Below are 22,822 nucleotides of genomic sequence, written 5' to 3'. Positions count from 1 at the left end.
TACCTTTACGTTCATGCCTGGCATTCATATTTACGATAGCATCAATTTATTATCAAAGCTCAGTATACGGCGCGCCTGGAATGCAGGCAAGGTATTAAGCAGCTATTATATCAGCCGCTGGAGAAAAAAGCCGGTACAATGGGGTTATCCCATTTCCATTTCTTTTGAGCCTACCACTTCCTGCAACCTGCGTTGCCCCGAATGCCCAAGCGGGTTAAGAAGTTTTACACGGCCAACGGGCATGCTTAAAAAAGATTTTTTCAGTGAAACGATTGATGAAATATATAAAGACCTTTTGTACCTGGTATTTTATTTCCAGGGTGAGCCTTACCTCAACCCCGGCTTCCTGGAGATGGTGCAGTATGCGGCAAACAAAAAAATTTATACCGCCACATCCACCAATGCGCATTACCTTAATGATGATAATGCCCGAAAAACTATTGAAAGCGGTTTAGACCGGCTGATTATATCTATTGACGGCACTACGCAGGAAGTGTACCAGCAATACCGCCGCGGCGGCAAATTAGACAAAGTGATAGAAGGCGCTAAAAATATAGTGAAGTGGAAGCGGAAACTGAAAAGCAAAACACCCTTTGTAATATTTCAGTTTTTGGTAGTGAAACCGAACGAACACCAGATACAGCATGTGAAACAATTAGCTAAAGAAGTGGGCGTTGACGATGTGTGGTATAAAACCGCACAGGTATATGACTATGAAAACGATCCCAACAACCTGATTCCTGCTATTGATAAATTCAGCCGCTATAAAAAAACAAAAGAAGGTGCATATACAGTAAAGAACAAGCTGAATAATCACTGCTGGAAGCTGTGGCATGCCAATGTAATTACCTGGGATGGACTGGTTGTTCCCTGCTGCTTTGATAAAGATGCCATGCACCGTTTGGGTAATTTAAAAACGCAGTCGTTTAAAGAAATATGGCATAACGACAATTACAAACAGTTTCGCAGCGAACTGATGACCAGCCGAAAAAATATTGATATTTGTGCCAATTGCAGCGAGGGAACAAAAGTGTGGGGCTGACCGCTGAAAAATGAGAAACAGTTTCTCCTCCTATTCTTTCACCTTTCGGACGCTGCGGCATAACATTATATAGTATAACAATAAACTGCGCTTCATATATGCTTTTACACGTTCACCCTGTTGACCCGCAACCCCGTCAAATAAAAACCATTGTTGAATGTTTGAAAGATGGTGGTATCATTATATATCCTACCGATACCATTTATGGTTTGGGATGCGATATTTTTCAGCATAAAGCCATTGAACGCATTGCACGTATCAAACATATAGATCCTGAGAAAGCCAATTTTTCATTTGTGTGCTACGACCTCAGCGACCTGAGCATTTACACCAAAAGCATTGACACCCCTTTATACCGCATATTAAAAATGTATTTGCCCGGACCCTATACTTTTATATTACCATCAAGCAAAGAAGTTCCCAAAATTCTAAAAAGCAAAAAAAACACGGTAGGTATAAGGGTACCTGAAAATAGGATTGCCAGAATGATCGTGCAGGAGCTGGGACATCCCATATTAAGTACAACACTGCCCGGCGACAGGGTAGAAGAGTATACCGATCCGGAAATCATTGAAGACAATTTTAATAAGCTCGTAGATATTGTGGTAGATGGCGGCATTGGCGGCGTAATGCCATCCACCGTAATTGATTGCACCGGCAGTACACCCTTGCTGGTAAGGCAGGGGTTGGGAGAATGGCCCGAAGCGGTTTGACATGCCCGGATTTATTGGAGCTGCAAAGTTGTTTTACTATTGGCTTTAAAGACCCTGATAAAATTGCCCCCTAAAATTTTCAATATATCTTTTTCATTGTACCCCCTGTCAACCAGCGCTTTTGTTACTTTCGGATAATCCTGCACACCATTTAAATGCTGTGGCAGGGATTCAATACCATCCATATCGGCTCCTAATCCCACATAATCCACTCCCACCAGCTTTACAATATAATCAATGTGATCTATGAGCAGCGATAATGGCGGGCGAATTGTTTCCATTTCCCCGGTATATTTTCTTCCCAGCCATTCTGCAATGGCATAAGGCTGCCAGTTCAGTTGCCTCAGCGAATCTCTTTCGGCACGGTGGCGTTCAAATATTTCTTTACGCTTTTTCTGGTAATTGCTGTCTAAAAAGCCGGGATAAAAATTTACCTGTATCACACCGCCATTCTTCGTCACGGCTTTTATCTGTTCATCCTTAAGATTACGAAACACCGGGCAAATGGCATATACGCTGCTGTGCGACAGCAATACCGGTTTTGTGGTAAGTTGCATTACATCATAAAAGGTTTGTTCACCTGCATGCGACAGGTCAATCATCATCCCCATTTCGTTCATCCGTTTTACCACCTGTTTTCCAAAATCAGCGAGTCCCTTTTTTTTGAGTTCTGCTGCTACGGCTCCTGTATCTGGGTCCTCATAGGATGTTTCATCTTTTGCCGAACTGGCCCACGCGGTAGAATTGTTCCAGGTGAGGGTAAGGTAACGGGCACCGCGCTTATACAGGCTGTCTAAATAATCCAGCCGGTCTTCAATCATATGCCCGCCTTCCACGCCGATCATGCAGCCCAGTTTTTTTTGACGTACTGCTTTCTGTAAATCTGCAGGCGAAGTAACCATCATCATTTTAGCGGGGTTTCGTTTAACGATAGCATACAGGGAATCTATCTCCAAACCGGCAAATTGGAATGCCGTATCCCTGCCAAAGGTTTCATCGCAAAAAATGGAAAATACCTGTACATCTACCCCTCCTCTTTTAAACCGGGCAATATCCGAATGGGCTTTGCCGGTAAGATCATTCTCTATATTCAATCCGTGCATTGTAGCCGATGAGAGTACATCATTATGCGTATCAATCACAATTGCTTTCTGATGTATGGTTCTATAGTTTTGCGCATGAACAACTATACTATAAAACAAAAAAGCTAATAACAGAAGCGTGCGTTGCCTCATGTTGCAAAAATTATGTTTAACATACACTTTCTAACACATAAGATCATAGACATACAGGTACACATAGTTCTTCCTTATTATTTCTATTGTGTTCCTATGTGTTTAAAATGTATTTCTTTTAGCACATGGTATCATAGAACCCGCAGTTCACTCCTCTTTGCCTCCTTTTTCGCCAATAAACCATTGCTCTTTATTTTTAAAAAGCACATTAAATGTAGTTAGCGATCCGTATATACGGGTAATGTATTGCTGAAGGTTTACCTTGTCCTCATCACTGAGCTTTTTGTGGGCATTGATTTGCTGCTCCAGCACCCTCAGCCTGTCGCGCAGCATTACAATTTTGTGAAAGAAAATTTCCACCGGTATCTCTTTCGGCTTCAATGAGCTATCTGCCGGTTGCAGCAGCAGGGTTCCCCCCGTCCACCTGTCGCCCAAAGGCACTTTTTCTGTTACATCTCCCCATAGCCGTAAAATTTTAAGCAGCGATTTTTCCGTTTCTGAAACCGTTTCTACCTCTGCTGTTACATTTTCCGGGATGATTTCATCGAGCTGCGGATCGGTTTTATCAATTTCTTTTATGCCATGATTAATAAAAGAGATGATATAGGTAGCGTATTTAACGCCTGCAATAACGCCGGGACCAAACTGCGTATGCTGCAACCGGGTACCAATGCCAAGTGTGAGTTGTTCGTGTTCCATAATGCTTTATAAATGTAAGTAAGCCTTCAAATAAAAACGAATATCGCTACTTTTATGCTTTAACCCGGTATGCACCCACGCCTTATTAAAAAATTGGTGAAATAAAAAGTTGCTTGAACATTTTTGGCGCATTTTTACTTCTATTTTAACATCACTTCAACAAAACAAATCATAACCGTTATCTTACATTAACAGTTATTTGTACCTTAACTCATATATCATGTGCAAACCTCTGCTGCTCCTGGCATGTCTTTTTCTTTCCTTTTATTCGTTCTCACAGCAAAATGATTTTTTGTCATTCAGAAAAAAAGACCGTACTATCAAAAGCTATTTTAAAGGGATGCCTATTGCATTTGTTCACATCAACGGATCGGGTGTAAATGGAATAATTGAAAGAGTGTATAACGATACCATATATATTAAGCAATTCGATGTACGGATGCTTCCTACTCCCTGGGGAACAAGCGTACAGGATACGGTTGGACACTATGATCTGCGATTTCATTACAATGAAATTGCCGCCATACCCCGCCCGCCAAAAGCGTTTGAATTTGTACGTAATGGTACCTTGTTTATGATAGGCGGCGGCGGATATGCCTTTTTGCATACGTTTAACGGACTGATACAAAAAGAAACGGTATATCCTTCAACCCTGCTTATCTCCGGCGGTGTTGCCGCATTGGGCTTTACCATGCACAAGCTGCGAAAATACTATTATCCGATAGGAAAAAAGTACAGCATGGTATATGTAAAAATGACTTCACCAACGAAATAACCGATAAGGCTGATGCATTTGTTTTATTTTGCAGCTTTATTATTTGCATATTGTGAAAAATTTCTTTGTCCGCGTATGGCGGTTCTGTAAAAAACTATTCCTGATCCTTTTCATTTTACAATTTGTATATATCATTATGCTGAAATGGATCAACCCTCCTGTAACACTTACGCAGTTGGGCAGTTTGCTGGGCGGCAACGGGCTTAAGAGAGATTATGTTGCCGCTGATAAAATTTCTCCCAACGCGGGCCTGGCTGTAATTGCTTCGGAGGATCAGCTTTTTACCGATCATAACGGATTCGACTGGAAAAGCATTCAGAAAGCGATTGAAAAGAACCAGAAAAAGAAGAACAGGATCGTGGGAGCATCAACTATCAGCCAGCAAACAGCAAAAAATGTTTTTTTATGGCAGCGCCGCAACTGGTTGCGCAAAGGACTGGAAACATATTTTACCTTTATGATTGAATGGATATGGGGCAAAGAACGCATCCTGGAAGTGTATCTTAATGTGGCGGAAATGGGTAAAGGTGTGTTTGGTATTGAAGCCGCAGCACAGCATTATTTTAAGAAATCTGCCGCGAAACTTTCCCGCACGGAAGCCGCAATGATCGCTTCATCGCTTCCCAATCCTGTAAGGTATACGGTAAAGCCGCTTTCCCGTTTTGTAGCAGTGCGTTATCCGTGGGTGTTATTGCAAATGAATAACCTGCAGGGCGATGCGGATATTAAAGATGTATTACCCGGCCCCAGGGCCAGGGCAACCAACTCACCATCGAAGTAAAGCGCTGCCCCAGGTAAAGCCGCTTCCGAATGAGGCCAGGCACACAAGATCGCCCGCTTTTATTTTTCCTTTTTCCCAGGCTTCGCACCAGGCTATCGGTATAGATGCAGCGGTAGTATTGCCATAGCGCTGAATATTATTATATACCTGGTCGTTGGTTAATCCTAACTGCTGCTGAACAAACTGGCTGATGCGTAAATTGGCCTGGTGTGGTATCAGCATATTTATATCTGCCGGGGTAAGCTGGTTGGCGGTAAGCGCTTCCATCACTACTTCGGGCATTTTTACAACGGCCTTTTTAAATACGGCGGGGCCATCCATAAAGGGAAAGTTCTGCGAATGATCAATCATGGCATGGCTCATGAACATGTTTGCGATTTCCGCATCATCAAAATCTGCCAGTTGCTTTTCGGTCCAGTGGTTAGCATGCGTGCCCGGATTATACATGGCTAACAGTTCCGCACTTTCGCCATCGCTGTGCAAATGTGTGCTTAATATTCCCTGGTTATCATTTGTTGCAGGCTGTAATATTACAGCGCCGGCGCCATCGCCAAAAATAACCGATACATGGCGTCCGCGGGTGCTAAAATCCAGCCCAAATGAATGCTTTTCACTGCCTATTACCAGAATGTTTTTATACATGCCCGATTTAATAAACTGGTCGCCCACGCTTAATGCATATATAAACCCGCTGCATTGGTTACGAATGTCTAAGGCGCCAATCTCTTTCATTTTCAAGGCGCGCTGCACCAATACGCCGCAGCCGGGAAAATAGTAGTCGGGACTTAACGTGGCAAAAATAATAAAATCTATATCCTGTGCCGTAGTACCCGCTCTTTCCATTGCTATCTTAGCTGCCTCAACGCCCATAGTGGTGGTAGTTTCACCAGTGCGTTTGGCATACCTTCTTTCTTTGATACCCGTACGTTCCTGAATCCAGGCATCGTTGGTGTCCATATATTTTGTAAGATCATTATTGGAAACAACCTGTTCGGGAACATACATTCCTATTCCCGCAATTTTTGTGCGCAACATAGCAAGCGTTTTAACGGTTAAAAATGAAGCAATAACGGATACTGCATTGGAAATATAGAAAGAAATGAGGGAAGCCTATTGATTTTTATTTGATAGTAACTGAATGGGCAATGCCACTTTAGTATCATCCCATCCTATCCAAAGCAATGCGCCGTCTTCGCTTTTTTCGGTTTCCATCGTAAAAGCTTCTATAGCATTGATTACCCGGATGGTGGGCACAGTGAATTTAAAAATATCTTTAGCGGCATCTATTACTAGTCCCCAACTGTACAGGTCGCTGCTGAAAATGAGCGTCCACTCTGTGGGCTGAGGTATACAATACAACGCATACCGCCCCTGGGGAACTTTTGTTTGCTGTATGGTAACGGGTTCAAAAAATTCTATTTCAGTAGCTTCATTTGCTCCAAGCCGCCAATGCTCGCCATATTTTACTACTGATCCGAAAATTTTTCTGCCGTTTTTCTGCGGCCGGCTGTAAATTACTCTAAACACGGGCAGGGATGCTGTTTTACCTATCATTTTTAGCTTGGGATATTCTGGCGGGTAGTACAGGATATCCAGCGGCGATTTGTCTAACAACGACAGGGTATTGCCGCTTTCCTGCCGGGGAACAGGAAAAATCGTGGTATCTGCCGTTGGGCTGTTCCCGGATTGCGGGTTAGTATGACAGGCACAAAGCGCTGTACACAACCATATTATAACGATGCTGTATAAGTTGCATGGCGGATGAGTCATATGCTAAGCCTGATCTTTTATAATGTAACGGGTAATGATACTTTTACGTCTTCCCAGGTAATTAAAAGGTTGGCGCCCGTACCTGTTTTTTCGAACATCATAGTAAACGATTCAACCGGCTCTGCATTTTTTTCTGTTTTTACATCTGTACGCAGAATATCTTTTTTTTCATCATATGCAAATGCCCCCCATACATCATTTTCTTTATTAATAATTATCGTCCATTTTTCTTTATAGGGAATAGCATACAGGGTATATCTTCCTTTCCTGATTTTTGTATTGGCTATTTTTACATCTTTAAAAAGGTCTAATTCGGTAGCTTCATTTGCTCCTAAGCGCCAAACGCTTCCATAGTCAACCAGCTCCCCAAATACTGTTCTCTTTTTTTTCTGCGGCCGGCTGTAAATTATTTTAATCACCGGTGTTTCGGGGGCCGATTTCCTGATTTTAAGAATAGGATAATCAACAGGCAGGTAGATCATGTCCATAGGTGAATTATCTAAAGGCGGCCAGTTCTCCTGCGCACCGGCAAATAACATCAGCATTAGTCCGATGGCAACAGCCAGTGTTTTTTTTATTTTTTTCATATTGAACAAATGTACAGGTTTGCCTGTTTATGAAAAAGCGAATAATAATTTTATCATAAGGTTATCCGGCGGGAAAAAGGGATTGAAAATGCTGCCAGGCCATTTGTTTTACATCGGGGAAAAAAGCGGCGTAACATGCGCGGAGCTCATCATAATGATTTTCAAAAACCTCAAAGGCCGGTGCGCTTTCTGTTAAATAAGCGGCACGGCGCACCAATCCTCCAAAGCTGTTTTGAATACCCCATCTGTAGCGATAGTTATACAGCCAGTTTTGCTTTTTCATATAGGGGAGCATGGCAGCAAAAGGTGCAGGAAGCTGAAAAGCAAACCGGTTAAGCAGCGTGTAGGTTTCCTCTGAAAAATCCATTAGCTGATAATTGTTAAACTCGTTGTTGTCGTTGGCCAGGAAGTGATCGTATACCACATCAACAAAGGCGCCTGCATACAACCGGTAGTACGGACTAAAAAAACGCTTTGCCTGCCTTGTAGCCTCGTGGGTATCCGTAAAGGCATCAATAGCCCGGTGCAGCATGATTCCCTTTTGAATAAGATCGGGATAATTTTCTTTTTTTTTGCCTTTCACAAAATCACTGATCATGTTTCCTGCCAGTATTTCCGGCTGATGAAACGACAGACATGCGTGGGCGAGATAGTTCATATGTATTGATGAATGTAAGATAATACGGGCATTTATCCTTCATTTTATATCTCCTATATTATTAAGCCTTTAACAACTGATTACCGGAGAAGAATTATTTTTGCATGTAATAAATATTCATATATGCTGTTACAACCTGTTGAAACTGCAGACACCATTACACCCGCCATTTTTAAAAAGCAATACTATGAGCCGGGGAAACCTGTAGTAATAAAAAGCATAGCCAGGCATTGGCCTGCATATCATAAATGGACATGGGACTATTTTAAAGAGGTAGCAGGAGATAAACGGGTAGGCATTTATAATAACAACAAGAGTGATGCCTACACCCCGGTAAACAAGGCCGATGACTACACTACTTTTGGCGCTTATATAGACATGATCCGGAAAGGACCGGCAGGCTGGCGTATTTTTTTGTTCAATATTTTTGATCATGCCCCGCAGTTGATACATGATTTTGAATGGCCGGAAGATTTAATGAAAGGATTTGTAAAACGCTTTCCCATGCTTTTTGTTGGAGGAGCAACTTCCGTTACACACCTGCATTTTGATATGGATCTTTCGCATATTATGCATACACAATTCGTGGGCAAAAAAAAGGTTTTGCTTTTTCCGTATGAAGAGCAGTATAAACTATACCGGAAACCTTACGAAGTTTTAAGCCTGGCCGATTTTTCTCATTATTATAAGCACAAGGATACGCCAGATTATGAAAAGTTTCCTGCCTTAAAACTGGCCAAGGGCTATGAAGTAACGTTAGAGCATGGCGACACTTTATTTATGCCGGCCGGTTACTGGCATCATATGGAATATATAGAAAGCGGCTTTGCCATGAGCCTTAGAGCGCTCCAGCAGGGTATGGGCGGTAAAATGAAAGGTGCATGGAATTTAATTGGCATGCGTAATATAGATACCCTTTTAAAAAAAACCGTTCCGGTATGGTGGGATGATCTTAAAAAAGAAAAGGCTATGACTGCCGCTCAAAAAGCAATGCAGGAAGCAAAAACATATTGAAATTTTATTTGAAATATTAATGCAATCATTTACTTTTGTATAAGAGGTTACACTAATTAACACAGGTATTAATTATCCAATCTTCCACTCTTTATTGTCCAATCTCCTTTTTTTAAAATCCGGTATTTTCTACGGACAATTTCAAAACTTATTTAATACGGGGTACAACCTACTCCTGCTCAACTGAGCCATTGCAGGTAACAAATCAAAGTATTTTGTATTTATTAATGCAACCTATATATCAACTTTTTCTTTTTGTGGTTTCAGAGGTAAGCACAGGCCGGTGATGTCTATCGCCGGCATTTTTATTGGTAAGTTTCAGGAATGAGAGGTGAGCACCGAAAGAAGCAAATAAAACTCAACATCTCCTTCGCGTTCTTTGCTCCTGTGTGCCCTTTGCGTGAAACAATCCGGAACCGGAAGCCTGAAATTAGAAAGAGAAGAGCCAGGTGAGCGGTGAAAAGAAAGAAGTGAAAGAAGGAGCGTTCATCCTGTCGTTAGTAGTTCCCACCTGACACCTGATAGCTGATACCTAACTGAACCAATCCCAAATCCCCTACGCTATCTCCCAAACCTCTCTTCCTCTTAACAACTTATCTAAATCGCCCCGGCCCTTAGCGGCTATCGCCTCTTCAATCTGCATAGCCATTACATCTTCATAACAGGCTCTTTCCGTTTCATAAAAAACACCAAAAGGGCGCGGCAAATGTCCCTCTGCGGAAGGGTCATCAAACATTCTTACCAGGATCTGCGCTTTATAAAAATCTTTTTCATCATGTATCCAAAGATCACCTTCATTTAAACCATTGCCCAGTTCAACGGCAACCGGTTTAAAACCATCTAATTGGATGCCTTTGTTCCTGGCGGCACCAAATACCAGCGGCTTTCCCTGTTCCAGAAAGATGGATTGTTCGGGTTTGGAACCTTTATCTGTAAACATTTCAAAAGCGCCGTCATTAAAAATGTTGCAGTTTTGGTATATCTCTAAAAAGGAAGCGCCTTTATGCATGTGGCTGCGCACCAGCATCTCCTGCAAATGCTTTGGATCGCGATCCATACTGCGGGCAACAAAAGTAGCATCTGCGCCCATGGCCAGCGCCAGCGGGTTAAAAGGGTGGTCTATACTGCCCAGTGGGGTAGATTTGGTAATTTTTTGCTGTTCGGAAGTGGGGGAATATTGTCCCTTGGTTAACCCGTATATCTGGTTATTAAAAAGCAGCATATTTACATCGAAATTACGCCGTAGTAAATGTATGGTATGATTGCCGCCAATACTTAAGGCATCCCCATCGCCCGCAACAATCCACACACTCAGTTCGGGTCTTGAAGCCTTTAAGCCGGATGCAATAGCAGTAGCTCTTCCATGAATGGAATGCATTCCATAGGTATTCATATAATAGGGGAAACGCGATGAACAACCTATGCCTGAAATAATGACTATATTTTCTTTGGGAACGCCTATGCCGGGCATTACTTTTTGTACCTGTGCTAATATAGAATAATCACCACAACCGGGGCACCATCTTACTTCCTGGTCGGTTGTAAAATCCTTTGCGGTTAATGCGGGTTTGGGAGAAAGGGTTGTTGTACTCATGATCGTTGAAATAACAGCAAAATTAAGACTATACAATCACAATGCACCCCCCAACGGCTTCCCTTATGATAACATTCTCCTAAAATCGTAAATGAAAAACGAAAGCGCGGTGTAAGTTTGGCATATTGGATTTGCCTGTATTTTATTGCCGGGCATTGCTGCCAAAAACTTTTTTCAGCAGGTCGGTTACTCTTGCGGCCGGATCCTTCCTGATCTTCAGTTCTTCCTGCCCTACCTCATAAAAAATTCCAGTTAGCGATTTTTCTGTTACATAGGCAACCAGGTCGGTATTTACCGGTTTGGCCGAAAATTTATTATATGCTGTAAATACATCATTCCAGTATTTGGTAGCGTTTACTTTGGTTAATGCTTTTTCAATAACCGGGCTAAAAGCGTTGGTTAAAGGAAGGGTGGTTTTATCTTTAAAATAGCTGGTAGCTGCATAATCTCCGCCTTTGAGTATCCCAAGCGCATCGGTAATAGTCATTTCCTTTATGGCGTTAACAAAAATGGGGGTGGCAGATTTGGCCGCATCCTCTGCAGCCCTGTTCATCGAAAGCACGGCTTTATCTACCAGGCTGCCCAGCCCGATGCTTCTTAAGGTGCTTTCTACTTTCTGTGCTTCTTCCGGCATGAGTATTTTAACCGCCGCATTAGTAAAAAAGCCATCCGCGGAAGCAAGTTTACCGGCGCCGTTTTGGGTCCCTATACGTAGGGCCTCTTTTAAACCAGACGCTATTTCGGCAGAAGTTAAACCGGCTGAGCCGGTATTAATGCCGCTCAAAACCTGCTGTGCGGTTTCACAGCCCGTCATACAAAGAAACACAACTACTGTTAGCAAAGTTTTCATACAGGTATTTTAGATCAGATAAACGCTCTTCCCGGAATGTTATTTCAATTTACGCAATGCCCGCGCCAGGGAATCAATCATGGCATCAATTTCTTCTTTTTTACATGCGCCTACACTCAGCCGGTACCAGCTGGAATCTTTTGACGCTCCAAATGCATAGAAGGGAACTATTGCCATTCCTGCTTCATTGAGCAGGTAGCCGGTAACATCTTTTTGCTGTGCAAGCAGATGCTGCGCAGCAGTTTTCATACCCTTTGCGTGTACCCGGATGGTAAGGTAAATAGCGGCTTGCGGCGCAATAGCATCTACCGGCAAGCCTTCCGCTTTCAGGCGCATAAAGCCATCATATATTTGTTGCAGCCGCAGCGATATTCCGGCTTTAAAATGCTTCAGGTAATTATTTATATTATCGTGTTGTAACAGAAACTGCGCAACGGCTTTTTGCTCCGCCATAGGCGCCCAGGCGCCTACATGCGAAAGGATGGCTTTCATTTTAGTCATGATCGCTTCGGGCCCCATTGCCCATCCTACTCTTACGCCGGTGGCGGCAAAGCATTTGCTAATGGCGTCTATATAAACCGTATAGGCTTTCATTTGCGGACGAAGTGATACCGGGTCGTAATGCCGTATATCGCGATAAGTAAGCTGCCAGTACATTTGGTCGTATAAAACATACAATTTCTTTTCGCCTTCGCCCCGGCGCCTGTTTTCTTCCAGCACCATATCACAAATAGCCTCAAGCGCCTCCTTCGTAAAAGTGGTGCCTGTTGGATTTTGAGGCGAGCAAAGGGCTAATATTACCGCATCCTTTATATGGGGCATTATATCTGCTGCCGTTGGCATAAAATTATTTTCGGGGCTGGCTTCTACTTCGCAATGAACGCCTTCCACAAAATGCGTATAATGATTATTGTTCCAGGAAGGAACAGCGTAAATGATCTTATCCCCTTTATCAGCGATCGTTCTAAAAAAAGCGTAAATCAGCGGTCGTCCCCCCGATGCTACTAATATTTCGGAGGTATTGTATACCAGTCCTTCTTTTTGCTGCAGGAAGGCCGCTATAGCTTCGCGAAGGTCAAAATTGCCTTCCGCCGCCGGGTAATTGGTAAAATGTTTGCGGTAGGCGGCTATAATTTCATTCTCCAGTTCTTTTGGGATGGGGAAAATGTTGGGATCAAAATCGCCAATCGTAAAATTGTATATTTTTTCTCCCTGCTTTATTTTCTCCCGTATTTCACCGCCCAGCTTAACGATTTCCGAGCCAATTAAGGTTTCTGCAAGCTGCGAAAAATGTTCTGCAGGCGTACTGTTCTCCGGTGCCATTTCCTGCTGTTGTACTTTGTTTTCCATATAGTGCAAAATTACCTCCTGTAAAGGGAGAAGCCAAAGATTAATTTGAGGGTATGTTTAGTAGTGATGAATAGTAAGTGATAAGTGGTCAGCATCTTGTCTTTAAGACTGAAGATCAATAACTATCCGGGAGCTTTCCCTTCAACATGCACCTTGCAACTTGTGCCTTGCAACTCAAACTTCCGGCCTCCGGCATTCCCTAATACAGCGATGGCTAAGAAAAATGGTCGGTTTATACAGCATTTTCCGCAATTGTTAAGAGATTTCTAAAGCTGTTCCTTTATATTTGTCCTTCACCCAAAGGTTAATACGTACATGTTTAATTTAATTTTATTTGGTCCTCCCGGAAGTGGAAAGGGCACACAATCTGAAAAATTAATAACAAAATATGGGTTAAAGCACCTCTCTACCGGCGATTTGCTGCGGAGCGAGATTGCCGGACAAACACCCCTGGGACTGGAAGCGAAGAACTTTATGGACAAAGGTGAACTGGTGCCGGATGAAGTGGTAATTGGTATGATCAGTTCCGCGTTAGATGCCAACCCTGAAGCCGCCGGCTTTTTGTTTGACGGGTTTCCACGTACAGAAGCCCAGGCCGAGGCCTTAGATAAGCTGCTTAAGCTCAAAAAAACAAGTATACATTTAATGCTGGCATTAGAAGTAAGCGAAGAAGAACTGCTTTCACGCCTGCTTAACCGGGGTAAAACTTCGGGCCGCAGCGATGATACCAATGAAACGGTTATTCGTGCCCGGATAGCGGAATATCATAAAAAAACATCGGCAGTTGCAGACTATTACAAAAAGTTTGATAAAGTAAAACAGGTAAAAGGCGAAGGCACTATTGACGAAATATTTAGCGCGCTTAGTAAAGAAGTGGACAAAAGAGGGATAAGTAGTAAGGGGTAAGGCTACAAGTTACAGGGTGCAGGGTAGAAGTTGCAGGGTATTCAAAAAAGACAATGGCTGAAGCCCGAAGTTGTAAATCCGAAATTCGAAGGAGAAGAGCGATGTTGGAGAGGAAAGGCGAGACACTTACTACTTACCAGTGACCACCCACCAGCTCACTCCACCACCTGTTTTGCCCTTTCAATGCTTTTAAATATCCGTGCATTAACGGTATCTATCTTTTCTTTTTCACCCCGGTAAAAACTAATTTTCTCAGTTTCGGTACTACCTGCCTTATCAGGATCGAAATCCTGCATCCAGCGGTTCATCAGTTCTTCCGCATAAGTAAGCTCCTGTAATGCGGAATCAAGCGCCGGCTGCAGGGCCGCTTTGCTTTTTAAAGCCGCCAGCGAATCTGTTTTCTGCTTTATCAATTTCTGATAACGGGCTATCTCTCCCATTTTTGCCATTCCCACATCATGTCCTTCCATAGCCGCCTTATATAAAGTGTCGGATAGCGTTTTGGGAATGGAGGCGTTATTTTGCTGCTCCGTACTGCCGGAGGAGGCATTGTTATTACAGGATAGGGCAAGTGTTGCTGCAATAATTAAGATCGCTGTTTTCATTATGTGGAAATTTTAAAGCGGTTGCTGTAAAGATAGCAGGAAGCAATTGAAAATTAACTTAAACTGCTGTGCATGATTTTTTGCTGCGGATTTTATCTGTAGTAATTTGTGTTACCATTTCTTCTGCTCATAAAACATCATCTAATCAACAGTATATGCTACATGAAATACAGGAAGGATATGTGAAGGTGGAAGCACAAAGCGGTGGAATAACGGTTATTGAGTTCTTTCACCCGCAGGGCAATTCACTGCCCGCTGCTATATTAAATGAGCTTGCCCAGGAAATACATAGCGCGGGACTACAAAATGAAACCAAAGTAATTATTTTACGATCGGCGGGAAGCGGGGCATTTTGCGCCGGCGCTTCATTCACGGAGCTTCGTGCCATTACAACAGCCGAAGAAGGTAAAAAGTTTTTTAGCGGCTTTGCCCATGTTATTAATGCTATGCGTAAATGTCCTAAACTAATTATAGCCCGGGTACAGGGTAAGTGTGTTGGCGGCGGAGTGGGACTTGCAGCCGCGGCCGATTATGCCATTGCTTTGGAAGGCGCTGATATAAAGCTGAGTGAATTATCCATAGGGCTTGGACCTTTTGTGGTAGGTCCGGCCATACAAAGAAAACTGGGGCTAAGCGCTTTCAGCCAGTTAGCTATTGATGCTGCCACGTGGCGGCCGGCAGACTGGGCGCGCCGGAAAGGTTTATTTGCCGAGCTGCACCCCAATGCGGAAGATATGGATGAATCTGTGCAACGCTTAGCCAATGAACTGGCCCATGCCCATCCGGAAGCCATAGCGGAAATAAAAAAAGTTTTATGGGAAGGAACTGAAAACTGGGAGGAGTTATTACAGCGCCGTGCAGCCACCAGCGGTGTATTAGTAATCAGTTCTTATACAAAAGCTGCGCTCGAAAAACGGAAGAAAAAAGAATAGAATAGCTACCAACGCCTGATAGCCGGAAGGCCGAAGTCTGAATTTTGAAATCTGAGGCCAAATGCAACCATAAACCACAAATTAAAAAATCTGAAGAAGGTTGTCAGCAACTGGCAATCAGCAATACAAGGAGAAGGAGCACTCATCCTGTCATTAGCTGTTATTCACCGGATACCTGAAGGCTATCTCTACACAATCATGCTCAGCAGCATTACCCCGCCAAGTCCTGCAATGGCAACAATGGTTTCCATGAGCGACCAGGAGCGGATAGTATCTTTTACGCTCAGGTTAAAATATTCTTTGAACAGCCAGAATCCGCCATCGTTTACGTGCGAAAACATAAGACTGCCCGCACCGATAGATAAAACCATGAGGTTGGGATCTACACCACCCTGCAAAACCATAGGAGCAACAATGCCTGCGGTGGTAAGTCCGGCCACGGTAGCGGAGCCAATGCATATACGTATAATGGCAGCGATGATCCATGCCAACAGCAGCGGATGCAGGGGCCAGTGATGCAACGCCCGGGCTATATCGTTACTTACGCCACTCACGGTAAGTACTTCTTTAAACGCTCCTGCTCCCGCAATGATCAGCAATATCATGGCAACATCCTTTACAGCGCTTTCATATACCAACATGATTTTTTTCATAGGCATACCCGTAGATATGCCCAGTGAAAATGTGGCTACTGCCAGCGCTATCAGCATCACAATCATGGCATTGCCGAAAAACGCGGATACATCATGCAAAAACGCGGCGGAAGGAAAAATAAAAGGGATAACCGTTGTAACAATGAGCAATACAACGGGCAGTAAAGAAGATAAAAGACTGTTGGCCAACCCCGGCAATTTTTCTTCCGGCAAAATAACCGGTTTAAATGTTTGCAGCGGAACAGAAACGATTTTCTTTAATGTTTTGGAATAAATGGGCCCTGCAATAATGATGGCAGGAATGGCCACAGCCAAACCATACAGCAGGGTAAGCCCCATGTTGGCATTAAACTGTGTTACCAGTGCTGCCGGGGCGGGGTGCGGGGGCAGGTAGCCGTGCGTAACCGATAAGGAAGCCAGCATAGGCAAACCGATATATACAGCAGGCAGTTTATATTGATAGGCAACAGAAAAAATAAGGGGCACCATTAATACGAACCCTACATTATAAAACAGCGGGATACCTATTACAAAACCGGTGATCATTAACGCCCATTGGATATACTTTGTACCAAAAACCTTCATTAAGGAAGAAGCGATTTGTTGCGCGGCGCCGCTTTCGGCCACCAATTTTCCCAGCATGGCGCCCATCATAATTACACCGGCCAGGGTGCCTAAGGTATCGCCCATTCCCTTTTCAACAGCTACGGCCAACTTATTCAGCGGAATGCCCAGTAACCAGCCGGCAATCAGGGATACCACCAAAAAAGCAAGGAAAGCATTCGTTTTTCCCCAGGTAATAAGCAATACAAGCAGCAGAATGCAGCCGGCAATGATAAGCAGTGTCATATGTAAAAGCTAATTGGATGCTGAATTTGATTTCCCTCATCACCTGCCGCGGCACAATCGTTATAATCTGCTAATATAAGCAATGGAGATTAAAGTATTCTGCTACCAGTTATTCATTTGTTCGGGAACAATACGCTCCGTACTTTCCGGTGCAATGCTATTGATCCTCCAGTCGGGGTCGTATTTTACAAACCACGAAAGCCAGAGGCTGCGCGAGAGGCGCATGAACAGGGGCTGCAGTACAATCAGTAAAACCGTATTGGCTATACCCCACCATAATAAACGAAGATCGCCTTCCTGAACAGAAAAGCCAAAAAGCAACCACCAGGCAATAAAGGTAAAAATGCTGAAACTTACGGTAAGTCCATAGCTTACATAAGCTGTTCCATAGTAAAAGCCTACTTCTATTTCGGTGGGCTGGCTGCATACCGGGCATGTGGGATGCATGGTAAGGGTAGTGCGCAACCGGTAAGGATTACTGCTTTTGAAAATTCCACCCCTGCGGCAACGCGGACAACGGTTATCTAATGTTGAAAATAAATAGCCGGGTTTCTTTTCTTCTGCGCTCATTCTGAATTTTTTGCAAATGTCCTCATTCCTGTTCAAATAAAATGGTTAAGATGGCTACAATGGCATAACAGCTTTGATAATATATTATGATTATAATATATCAACAATAATTTCCATTTGCGTACTGCGGGAGCCTTTTACTAAGTATACGCTATTGGCTGCCGGGTGTTGCTGCAGCCATTCTTTTGCTTCCCCGGCGGTATTAAAAAACCGGAAGGGATGTGTGGTAAAGGCAAAATCGCCGCCTACCAGTATAACTTCTTTCCATAAATAACGATTCAGCAGTTCAATAAGGGCTTCGTGCTCTTTCACGCTTTCTTTACCCAGTTCCATCATGGCGCCCAGCACAAGGATCTTATTACTTTTTGGCATTGCCGCAAAGTTTTCTACAGCGGCTTTCATACTGCTGGGGTTGGCATTATAAGCGTCTAATATAATGGTATTGCTTCCCTTTTCTATAAGCTGGGATCGGCTGTTGGAAGGATGGTATGCCTCAATAGCCGCTTTTATTATATTGTCATTTATATTAAAATACCTGCCTGTTGCCACTGCGGCCAGTATGTTGGGAAGGTTATAATCTCCCACCAGGCCCGAACGAATAATAGTTTTTTCTTTTCCGTTCGTTAAAGCCACTTCAAGGAAGGGGTCCGTTTTATATATGTTACCTGTTACCGCGGCGCCGGAAGTGCCATAAGTAAAAATGTGCGGAATGCCTTTGCTCATAGTGTTCAGATAATCATAGTCCTGCATAACGAAGGCGGTACCGTCATGCCGCTTCAGGTAATCGTACAGCTCACCTTTGGCCTTTCTAACGCCTTCCATACTTCCAAAACCTTCGAGGTGGGCCTTACCGCAATTGGTAATAATGCCGTGGGTGGGCTCGGTGTATTTGCAGTAGCCTTCAATTTCTTTTAAATGATTAGCGCCCATTTCAATAATGGCTATTTCTGCATCGGACTTAACGCTTAGTATGGTAAGCGGTATGCCTATATGGTTGTTCAGGTTACCCCTGGTGGTATAGGTTTTGTAGGTGGAGGAAAGTACCGCATGAACCAGTTCCTTGGTAGTGGTTTTACCATTGCTGCCGGTAATAGCAATAAAGGGTATGCTAAACCGGCGGCGGTGATAGCCGGCGAGTTGCTGAAGCGTAGTCAGCGCATCATCTGTAAGCATAATCCTTTTATCTTCAAACCCGGGCGCTTCATCTGCTACTACATATGCCGCTCCTGACTCCAGCGCCTGCTTTGCAAAAAGATTCCCGTTAAAATTGGGTCCTTTCAATGCGAAAAAAATATCTCCGCTTTGCAGCTTCCGGGTATCTGTTTGTACCGAAGGATACTGCAGGAATAATTGATAGAGTTCGTCAATTTGCATACGAACAAAGGTAATTATAATCATCCCAAAATACGAAGGGAGACTTCCTGCAGAATTCTGTTTGGACTTATGTTCAGGAATCTGAACTTTGTACAAACAAAAGAGCGGGGTATGAACTATCATCTTCTGGGAAAATCGTCATTAACCGTAAGCGAAATCGGCTTTGGCTGTATGTCTTTAGGCAATAATGATGCGGATAACGCGCGGCTCATACACAGCGCTATTGAGGGCGGACTGAATTATTTTGATACGGCCGATATGTACCGGAAAGGGTTGAACGAAACCACTGTTGGCAAAGCGCTGCAGGGCAAAAGAGACAAGGTGATCCTGGCAACCAAGGTGGGTAACCAGTGGCGGCCCGATGGCAGCGGATGGGAATGGAATCCTTATAAGCATTATATTATTAGTGCGGTGGAACAAAGTTTGAAGCGGTTAAACACCGATTATATTGACCTTTACCAGTTGCATGGCGGCACCATTGGCGATCCTGTAGATGAAACCATTGAAGCCTTTGAAAGTTTACAGGCCGAAGGTAAGATACGGTATTATGGTATTTCGTCTATACGTCCCAACGTAATCCGCGAATATGTAAAGCGATCGCATATAGCCAGTGTAATGATGCAATACAGCGTACTGGACCGCCGTCCTGAAGAAACCTGTTTTCCGTTATTGCAGGCAAATAATATTGCCGTGCTGGCGCGGGGCAGCCTGGCAGGGGGGCTGCTGGTAAACAAACCCGCAAAAACATATATAAACTATACTGAAGAGGAAGTGTACAAAGCGCAGTCTGCCGTGCATGCTATTTCGGGTATGAACCGCAATTATTCCCAAACCGCCATCCGTTTTGCTTTGCAGCAGCAGGCGGTTACCGCTGCCATTGTTGGCGTTAGAACAATGGAGCAACTGAACGATATTATAGCCGCCACACATACGCCCTTACTTACAGATAATGAAATGATTTATTTACGTGCATGCATTCCGGTAAATTATTATGAACAGCACAGGTAGCAGGCTGCCCGCTGAATAAAATGAAAAAAATGGCACAGGAGGCAATGAATAGGGTATGCCGTTATAACACATCTGATAGCTTGTATAATGATATTGATTTTTTATAACCGGCCGCATAGCGTATCCGTTGTACAAGGGAGTGACACAAGGAACGGTGAAGAGCGTAATGTGGCCGGCATAAAAATAAGCGTACGAACGGAACGATGATACTGTATTTTGGACGATGCCTGAAATAACGGGAAAGCCGCTCACAGGCTTATTGCTGTTCGGTGCAAAACCGCAGCAGTTGTTCCAGTGCGGCTTCTTTATTAAAATCCGTATTGTTTTTTGCAATGTACTTTCTTATGGCGTCTCTTTTGGAAGAAAAAATAGTATAGAATCCCTTCTTATCTGCTTTTTCAAAGTGGTTGTACTGGTCGCCGATATACCAGTTAGTTATTGTTTGGAAAAGCACGTCCCTGTCTACTTTCAGACGATGTACTTTGTCGCTGGAGTATATGCTTGAATAAGTGGTTATGGCCGAAGATCCCGAAGAACCGCCATAAGCCGTACTTACTTTATCGGGAATCTGGATCATTTGCTGTTTTACGGCGAGCTTATAAGAACGGATCTGTACAATCTGCCGCAAATATCCTTTATTGTAATAAAACACAAGGCTGTCAATGCTGACGTATTTAATCAGCCCGGGGTCTGCAATGGCCAGGGTATCTCCGGCGGTATTTAAAAACTGCATTTCATCCAGCAGGTGATTATAATTGAACTGTTGCTTTACGAAAGCGCCCGATCTTAAGAAAACGGTTCCTTCTTTAAAAGCAGGGAATATATATTTTACTTCGCCTGGTATCACTTCATCAGGGGCTTCACCAGCTTTGACGATATAATTTTTTTGTGCTTGCGCCGCGCAATAATTATTATAGTATAAGCATGCTATTAAAATAAAAAGTACCCGCATTATACCTGATTGTGCCTGCAATTTACTTTTATTTTTGTTTGTATACGACAGAGACAGGGAGGCACAGGGGAACACAAAGTTTTTTTTAGGGGGAAAGCCAAAACTTTCACCTTTCCTATTGATAGCATTGTGCGGTTTACTCCCCTATTGCATCTTCTCTTACCTGGTTTCCCCACATCTTATGCGGCGCACCATCCCCATCCGAACCGGTACGGGCGGACATTTTTACTATCTTTGGTGTAAATTTTCCAATCACATCCACTAATTGTTTTTGTGATTGCATTACGGCCTCAATATCCTTATAGGCAAAGGGCGCTTCATCTAATCCGCCACCCATCAGCTTTACACCATATTTTTTTAGCTCCTGTTTTAACGCATTTTCGGTGATAGACTGCATTGCCCCGGAGCGGCTCATCAACCTTCCTGCACCGTGAGATGCTGAGTTAACAGCCGTTGATTCGCCTTTTCCTTTTACTATAAATCCATCCGCCGTCATGGAACCGGGAATAATGCCCAATACATTTTTACCCGCCGGGGTAGCGCCTTTGCGGTGAACAATCACTTCTTTTCCTTCCCATTGCTCCTTCCATGCAAAGTTGTGATGGTTCTCTACCATCCTGATGGGTTTACGGCCTAATTGCTTTACAATTTTACGGTGAATAATGTGGTGGCATGCACTTGCGTAATCACCCGCAAGGTTCATTGATATCCAGTATTCCATACCGGCTTCTTCATCTAAACTGAGCCATGCCAGGTTAGCGGCTTCGCCCGGGAGCCGTCTTTTTTGTTTGGCAATTTTGGTATAGTGATTCGCAATATTAGCGCCTAATGCTCTTGAGCCGGAGTGCGAAAGTAAGCCTACATAGGTTCCTGCGTCAATGCCCAGCACTTCATCTTTTTCCGTGATATCCACCACGCCAAACTCTACAAAATGATTGCCGGAGCCGGAGGATCCCAATTGTTTCCATGCCCTGCCCTGCAGGTTTTTCAGTAAGGGTAGCGCTTCAAATTCAGGACGATCCATTATTTCGTGATCAGCGGCATGATCAAATTGTTTTCCGCTACCGAACAGGGTGGCTTCATTTAATTCCTTCGAAAAATAATTTTCCTTTTTCAGCAACTCTTTCGGATCAATATCAAATACACTCAAACACATGCGGCAGCCAATATCCACACCAACACCGTACGGTATTACCGCATTGTGTGCAGCCAGCACGCCACCTATCGGTAAGCCATAACCGCTGTGCGCATCAGGCATTAAAGCGCCCGCAACTGCAACGGGCAGCTTAGCCGCAGTGTACATCTGGTGCATGGCGCCTTCTTCAATATGCTCCTGTCCAAATATACTGAACGGTATCCCCGAATTATTTAATGAAATTCCTGCTCTGCCTGTATTATCACCCTTCGCCTTGCGAAGGGTTTGTAATAATTGCTCCGCTATCAATGCCAATACGGCGTCACCTTTGTATTCTGCCGGGCTTTCCAATACACGCTTCAATATTTCCATTACCTCTTCTTTTCCATGGTGTCTGTAATTTTTCTGCATCACATTTATCGCTATGCTTATCACCGGTCCTTCCGGGTAGCCGATAGCTCTTAATTCTTTTCCTGTTATTTTTAACTTGCTCATTGTTTTTTTGTTTTGAACCACGGAGACACGTAGGAACACGAAGGTTTTTGAATTCCAGCTCCATAACTCCGGTTGAGCTGATGTTGCAACGCTTCGTTCCGGGATTCCATTTCGTTGTTCATGTTTTGATATACTAAGTGCTATTTCATATTTTCTTTTAAGCTGCTTATTAATATTTCAAGTTTTAGAAATGGTTGCCAGCCTTTGCAAGGCTGGCAACCATAATTACTACTGTTAAGCTTATTTTGGAGACTCAGAAAGCAAAACTAATATAT

General features: G+C 43.6%; 23 protein-coding genes. 8 read left to right on the top strand and 15 right to left on the bottom strand.

Annotated features, from left to right (window positions below):
- Window positions 1-13: 13 nt before the first annotated feature.
- Together VL121_RS00635 and VL121_RS00630 are read left to right on the top strand one after the other, a co-directional pair.
- Entirely contained in the window at window positions 14-1,042 is a 1,029-nt protein-coding gene (locus VL121_RS00635) for a radical SAM/SPASM domain-containing protein (protein WP_325401081.1), read from the top strand.
- A 98-nt stretch (window positions 1,043-1,140) separates the two neighbouring features.
- Window positions 1,141-1,755, top strand: coding sequence for an L-threonylcarbamoyladenylate synthase (locus tag VL121_RS00630; protein ID WP_325401079.1), 615 nt, complete (start codon window positions 1,141-1,143; stop codon window positions 1,753-1,755).
- An 11-nt stretch (window positions 1,756-1,766) separates the two neighbouring features.
- Here VL121_RS00630 and VL121_RS00625 read toward each other — a convergent pair whose 3' ends face one another.
- Together VL121_RS00625 and VL121_RS00620 are read right to left on the bottom strand one after the other, a co-directional pair.
- Window positions 1,767-2,990, bottom strand: a complete 1,224-nt coding sequence (locus VL121_RS00625) for a dipeptidase (protein WP_325401077.1) — start codon at window positions 2,988-2,990, stop codon at window positions 1,767-1,769.
- Window positions 2,991-3,137: 147 nt separating this feature from the next.
- Window positions 3,138-3,689 (bottom strand): hypothetical protein, encoded by a 552-nt coding sequence (locus VL121_RS00620; protein ID WP_325401075.1) that lies wholly within the window; start codon window positions 3,687-3,689, stop codon window positions 3,138-3,140.
- A gap of 220 nt (window positions 3,690-3,909) precedes the next feature.
- On the opposite strand from VL121_RS00620, the gene VL121_RS00615 reads away from it, so the two are divergent.
- Window positions 3,910-4,464 carry a hypothetical protein gene (locus VL121_RS00615; RefSeq protein WP_325401073.1) on the top strand — a complete coding sequence of 185 codons (555 nt, stop codon included), beginning with the start codon at window positions 3,910-3,912 and terminating at the stop codon, window positions 4,462-4,464.
- A gap of 52 nt (window positions 4,465-4,516) precedes the next feature.
- Window positions 4,517-5,245 carry a monofunctional biosynthetic peptidoglycan transglycosylase gene (mtgA, locus tag VL121_RS00610; RefSeq protein WP_325401072.1) on the top strand — a complete coding sequence of 243 codons (729 nt, stop codon included), beginning with the start codon at window positions 4,517-4,519 and terminating at the stop codon, window positions 5,243-5,245.
- Here mtgA and VL121_RS00605 read toward each other — a convergent pair.
- The 4 genes from VL121_RS00605 to VL121_RS00590 all read right to left on the bottom strand — a co-directional run bounded on the left by VL121_RS00605 (window position 5,231) and on the right by VL121_RS00590 (window position 8,260).
- Complete coding sequence (locus tag VL121_RS00605) at window positions 5,231-6,280, bottom strand: 3-oxoacyl-ACP synthase III family protein (protein ID WP_325401070.1); 1,050 nt, start codon at window positions 6,278-6,280, stop codon at window positions 5,231-5,233. The two genes, mtgA and VL121_RS00605, sit on opposite strands and share 15 nt — an antisense overlap.
- A 75-nt stretch (window positions 6,281-6,355) precedes the next feature.
- Window positions 6,356-7,015 carry a DUF2911 domain-containing protein gene (locus VL121_RS00600; protein ID WP_325401068.1) on the bottom strand — a complete coding sequence of 220 codons (660 nt, stop codon included), beginning with the start codon at window positions 7,013-7,015 and terminating at the stop codon, window positions 6,356-6,358.
- A 17-nt stretch (window positions 7,016-7,032) separates the two neighbouring features.
- Window positions 7,033-7,602: a DUF2911 domain-containing protein gene (locus VL121_RS00595; protein ID WP_325401066.1), complete on the bottom strand. Its 570-nt coding sequence runs from the start codon at window positions 7,600-7,602 to the stop codon at window positions 7,033-7,035.
- A gap of 61 nt (window positions 7,603-7,663) precedes the next feature.
- A complete protein-coding gene (locus tag VL121_RS00590; protein WP_325401064.1) occupies window positions 7,664-8,260 on the bottom strand; it encodes an acyl carrier protein phosphodiesterase in 597 nt (198 codons plus the stop codon).
- A gap of 123 nt (window positions 8,261-8,383) precedes the next feature.
- On the opposite strand from VL121_RS00590, the gene VL121_RS00585 reads away from it, so the two are divergent.
- On the top strand, window positions 8,384-9,274 hold the full coding sequence (locus VL121_RS00585) for a cupin-like domain-containing protein (protein WP_325401062.1): 891 nt from the start codon (window positions 8,384-8,386) through the stop codon (window positions 9,272-9,274).
- Between the two features lie 556 nt (window positions 9,275-9,830).
- Here the strand turns inward: VL121_RS00585 and VL121_RS00580 are convergent.
- The 3 genes from VL121_RS00580 to VL121_RS00570 form a co-directional block, all read right to left on the bottom strand.
- Window positions 9,831-10,868 (bottom strand): 2-oxoacid:ferredoxin oxidoreductase subunit beta, encoded by a 1,038-nt coding sequence (locus VL121_RS00580; RefSeq protein WP_325401061.1) that lies wholly within the window; start codon window positions 10,866-10,868, stop codon window positions 9,831-9,833.
- 142 nt (window positions 10,869-11,010) lie between these two features.
- On the bottom strand, window positions 11,011-11,718 hold the full coding sequence (locus VL121_RS00575) for a DUF4197 domain-containing protein (RefSeq protein ID WP_325401059.1): 708 nt from the start codon (window positions 11,716-11,718) through the stop codon (window positions 11,011-11,013).
- A 39-nt stretch (window positions 11,719-11,757) separates the two neighbouring features.
- A complete protein-coding gene (locus VL121_RS00570; RefSeq protein WP_325401057.1) occupies window positions 11,758-13,068 on the bottom strand; it encodes a pyridoxal phosphate-dependent aminotransferase in 1,311 nt (436 codons plus the stop codon).
- A 315-nt stretch (window positions 13,069-13,383) separates the two neighbouring features.
- Here VL121_RS00570 and VL121_RS00565 point away from each other — a divergent pair, with 315 nt between their 5' ends.
- Entirely contained in the window at window positions 13,384-13,974 is a 591-nt protein-coding gene (locus tag VL121_RS00565; protein WP_325401055.1) for an adenylate kinase, read from the top strand.
- 155 nt (window positions 13,975-14,129) lie between these two features.
- On the opposite strand, the gene VL121_RS00560 is transcribed toward VL121_RS00565, so the two are convergent.
- On the bottom strand, window positions 14,130-14,579 hold the full coding sequence (locus tag VL121_RS00560) for a hypothetical protein (protein ID WP_325401053.1): 450 nt from the start codon (window positions 14,577-14,579) through the stop codon (window positions 14,130-14,132).
- 155 nt (window positions 14,580-14,734) lie between these two features.
- On the opposite strand from VL121_RS00560, the gene VL121_RS00555 reads away from it, so the two are divergent.
- Window positions 14,735-15,511, top strand: coding sequence for an enoyl-CoA hydratase/isomerase family protein (locus tag VL121_RS00555; RefSeq protein WP_325401051.1), 777 nt, complete (start codon window positions 14,735-14,737; stop codon window positions 15,509-15,511).
- Between the two features lie 188 nt (window positions 15,512-15,699).
- On the opposite strand, the gene VL121_RS00550 is transcribed toward VL121_RS00555, so the two are convergent.
- The 3 genes from VL121_RS00550 to VL121_RS00540 all read right to left on the bottom strand — a co-directional run bounded on the left by VL121_RS00550 (window position 15,700) and on the right by VL121_RS00540 (window position 18,957).
- Window positions 15,700-17,013 carry a gluconate:H+ symporter gene (locus VL121_RS00550; RefSeq protein ID WP_325401049.1) on the bottom strand — a complete coding sequence of 438 codons (1,314 nt, stop codon included), beginning with the start codon at window positions 17,011-17,013 and terminating at the stop codon, window positions 15,700-15,702.
- Between the two features lie 102 nt (window positions 17,014-17,115).
- Window positions 17,116-17,583 carry a DUF983 domain-containing protein gene (locus VL121_RS00545; protein ID WP_325401047.1) on the bottom strand — a complete coding sequence of 156 codons (468 nt, stop codon included), beginning with the start codon at window positions 17,581-17,583 and terminating at the stop codon, window positions 17,116-17,118.
- A gap of 90 nt (window positions 17,584-17,673) precedes the next feature.
- Window positions 17,674-18,957 (bottom strand): UDP-N-acetylmuramoyl-tripeptide--D-alanyl-D-alanine ligase, encoded by a 1,284-nt coding sequence (locus VL121_RS00540; protein ID WP_325401045.1) that lies wholly within the window; start codon window positions 18,955-18,957, stop codon window positions 17,674-17,676.
- A gap of 111 nt (window positions 18,958-19,068) precedes the next feature.
- On the opposite strand from VL121_RS00540, the gene VL121_RS00535 reads away from it, so the two are divergent.
- Window positions 19,069-19,965, top strand: coding sequence for an aldo/keto reductase (locus VL121_RS00535; protein WP_325401043.1), 897 nt, complete (start codon window positions 19,069-19,071; stop codon window positions 19,963-19,965).
- Between the two features lie 256 nt (window positions 19,966-20,221).
- Here VL121_RS00535 and VL121_RS00530 read toward each other — a convergent pair whose 3' ends face one another.
- Both VL121_RS00530 and VL121_RS00525 read right to left on the bottom strand, forming a co-directional pair.
- The gene (locus tag VL121_RS00530) at window positions 20,222-20,917 is read right to left on the bottom strand and encodes a hypothetical protein (RefSeq protein ID WP_325401041.1); all 696 of its coding nucleotides are present in this window, start codon (window positions 20,915-20,917) and stop codon (window positions 20,222-20,224) included.
- Between the two features lie 136 nt (window positions 20,918-21,053).
- Window positions 21,054-22,547: an RtcB family protein gene (locus VL121_RS00525; protein ID WP_325401039.1), complete on the bottom strand. Its 1,494-nt coding sequence runs from the start codon at window positions 22,545-22,547 to the stop codon at window positions 21,054-21,056.
- Window positions 22,548-22,822 lie beyond the last annotated feature (275 nt).

Source organism: Agriterribacter sp., from assembly GCF_035497235.1.
Taxonomy (GTDB): domain Bacteria; phylum Bacteroidota; class Bacteroidia; order Chitinophagales; family Chitinophagaceae; genus Agriterribacter.
Note: the sequence above shows the minus strand (reverse complement) of the source record. Positions and strands in the feature narration are given on the sequence as shown.

Bases quoted from the DNA above. Each gene is read 5' to 3' on its own strand.
- VL121_RS00635 (WP_325401081.1), top strand. From the start codon at position 14: ATGCCTGGCATTCATATTTACGATAGCATCAATTTATTATCAAAGCTC.
- VL121_RS00630 (WP_325401079.1), top strand. From the start codon at position 1,141: ATGCTTTTACACGTTCACCCTGTTGACCCGCAACCCCGTCAAATAAAA.
- VL121_RS00625 (WP_325401077.1), bottom strand. From the start codon at position 2,990: ATGAGGCAACGCACGCTTCTGTTATTAGCTTTTTTGTTTTATAGTATA.
- VL121_RS00620 (WP_325401075.1), bottom strand. From the start codon at position 3,689: ATGGAACACGAACAACTCACACTTGGCATTGGTACCCGGTTGCAGCAT.
- VL121_RS00615 (WP_325401073.1), top strand. From the start codon at position 3,910: ATGTGCAAACCTCTGCTGCTCCTGGCATGTCTTTTTCTTTCCTTTTAT.
- VL121_RS00605 (WP_325401070.1), bottom strand. From the start codon at position 6,280: ATGTTGCGCACAAAAATTGCGGGAATAGGAATGTATGTTCCCGAACAG.
- VL121_RS00600 (WP_325401068.1), bottom strand. From the start codon at position 7,015: ATGACTCATCCGCCATGCAACTTATACAGCATCGTTATAATATGGTTG.
- VL121_RS00595 (WP_325401066.1), bottom strand. From the start codon at position 7,602: ATGAAAAAAATAAAAAAAACACTGGCTGTTGCCATCGGACTAATGCTG.
- VL121_RS00590 (WP_325401064.1), bottom strand. From the start codon at position 8,260: ATGAACTATCTCGCCCACGCATGTCTGTCGTTTCATCAGCCGGAAATA.
- VL121_RS00585 (WP_325401062.1), top strand. From the start codon at position 8,384: ATGCTGTTACAACCTGTTGAAACTGCAGACACCATTACACCCGCCATT.
- VL121_RS00580 (WP_325401061.1), bottom strand. From the start codon at position 10,868: ATGAGTACAACAACCCTTTCTCCCAAACCCGCATTAACCGCAAAGGAT.
- VL121_RS00575 (WP_325401059.1), bottom strand. From the start codon at position 11,718: ATGAAAACTTTGCTAACAGTAGTTGTGTTTCTTTGTATGACGGGCTGT.
- VL121_RS00570 (WP_325401057.1), bottom strand. From the start codon at position 13,068: ATGGAAAACAAAGTACAACAGCAGGAAATGGCACCGGAGAACAGTACG.
- VL121_RS00565 (WP_325401055.1), top strand. From the start codon at position 13,384: ATGTTTAATTTAATTTTATTTGGTCCTCCCGGAAGTGGAAAGGGCACA.
- VL121_RS00560 (WP_325401053.1), bottom strand. From the start codon at position 14,579: ATGAAAACAGCGATCTTAATTATTGCAGCAACACTTGCCCTATCCTGT.
- VL121_RS00555 (WP_325401051.1), top strand. From the start codon at position 14,735: ATGCTACATGAAATACAGGAAGGATATGTGAAGGTGGAAGCACAAAGC.
- VL121_RS00550 (WP_325401049.1), bottom strand. From the start codon at position 17,013: ATGACACTGCTTATCATTGCCGGCTGCATTCTGCTGCTTGTATTGCTT.
- VL121_RS00545 (WP_325401047.1), bottom strand. From the start codon at position 17,583: ATGAGCGCAGAAGAAAAGAAACCCGGCTATTTATTTTCAACATTAGAT.
- VL121_RS00540 (WP_325401045.1), bottom strand. From the start codon at position 18,957: ATGCAAATTGACGAACTCTATCAATTATTCCTGCAGTATCCTTCGGTA.
- VL121_RS00535 (WP_325401043.1), top strand. From the start codon at position 19,069: ATGAACTATCATCTTCTGGGAAAATCGTCATTAACCGTAAGCGAAATC.
- VL121_RS00530 (WP_325401041.1), bottom strand. From the start codon at position 20,917: ATGCGGGTACTTTTTATTTTAATAGCATGCTTATACTATAATAATTAT.
- VL121_RS00525 (WP_325401039.1), bottom strand. From the start codon at position 22,547: ATGAGCAAGTTAAAAATAACAGGAAAAGAATTAAGAGCTATCGGCTAC.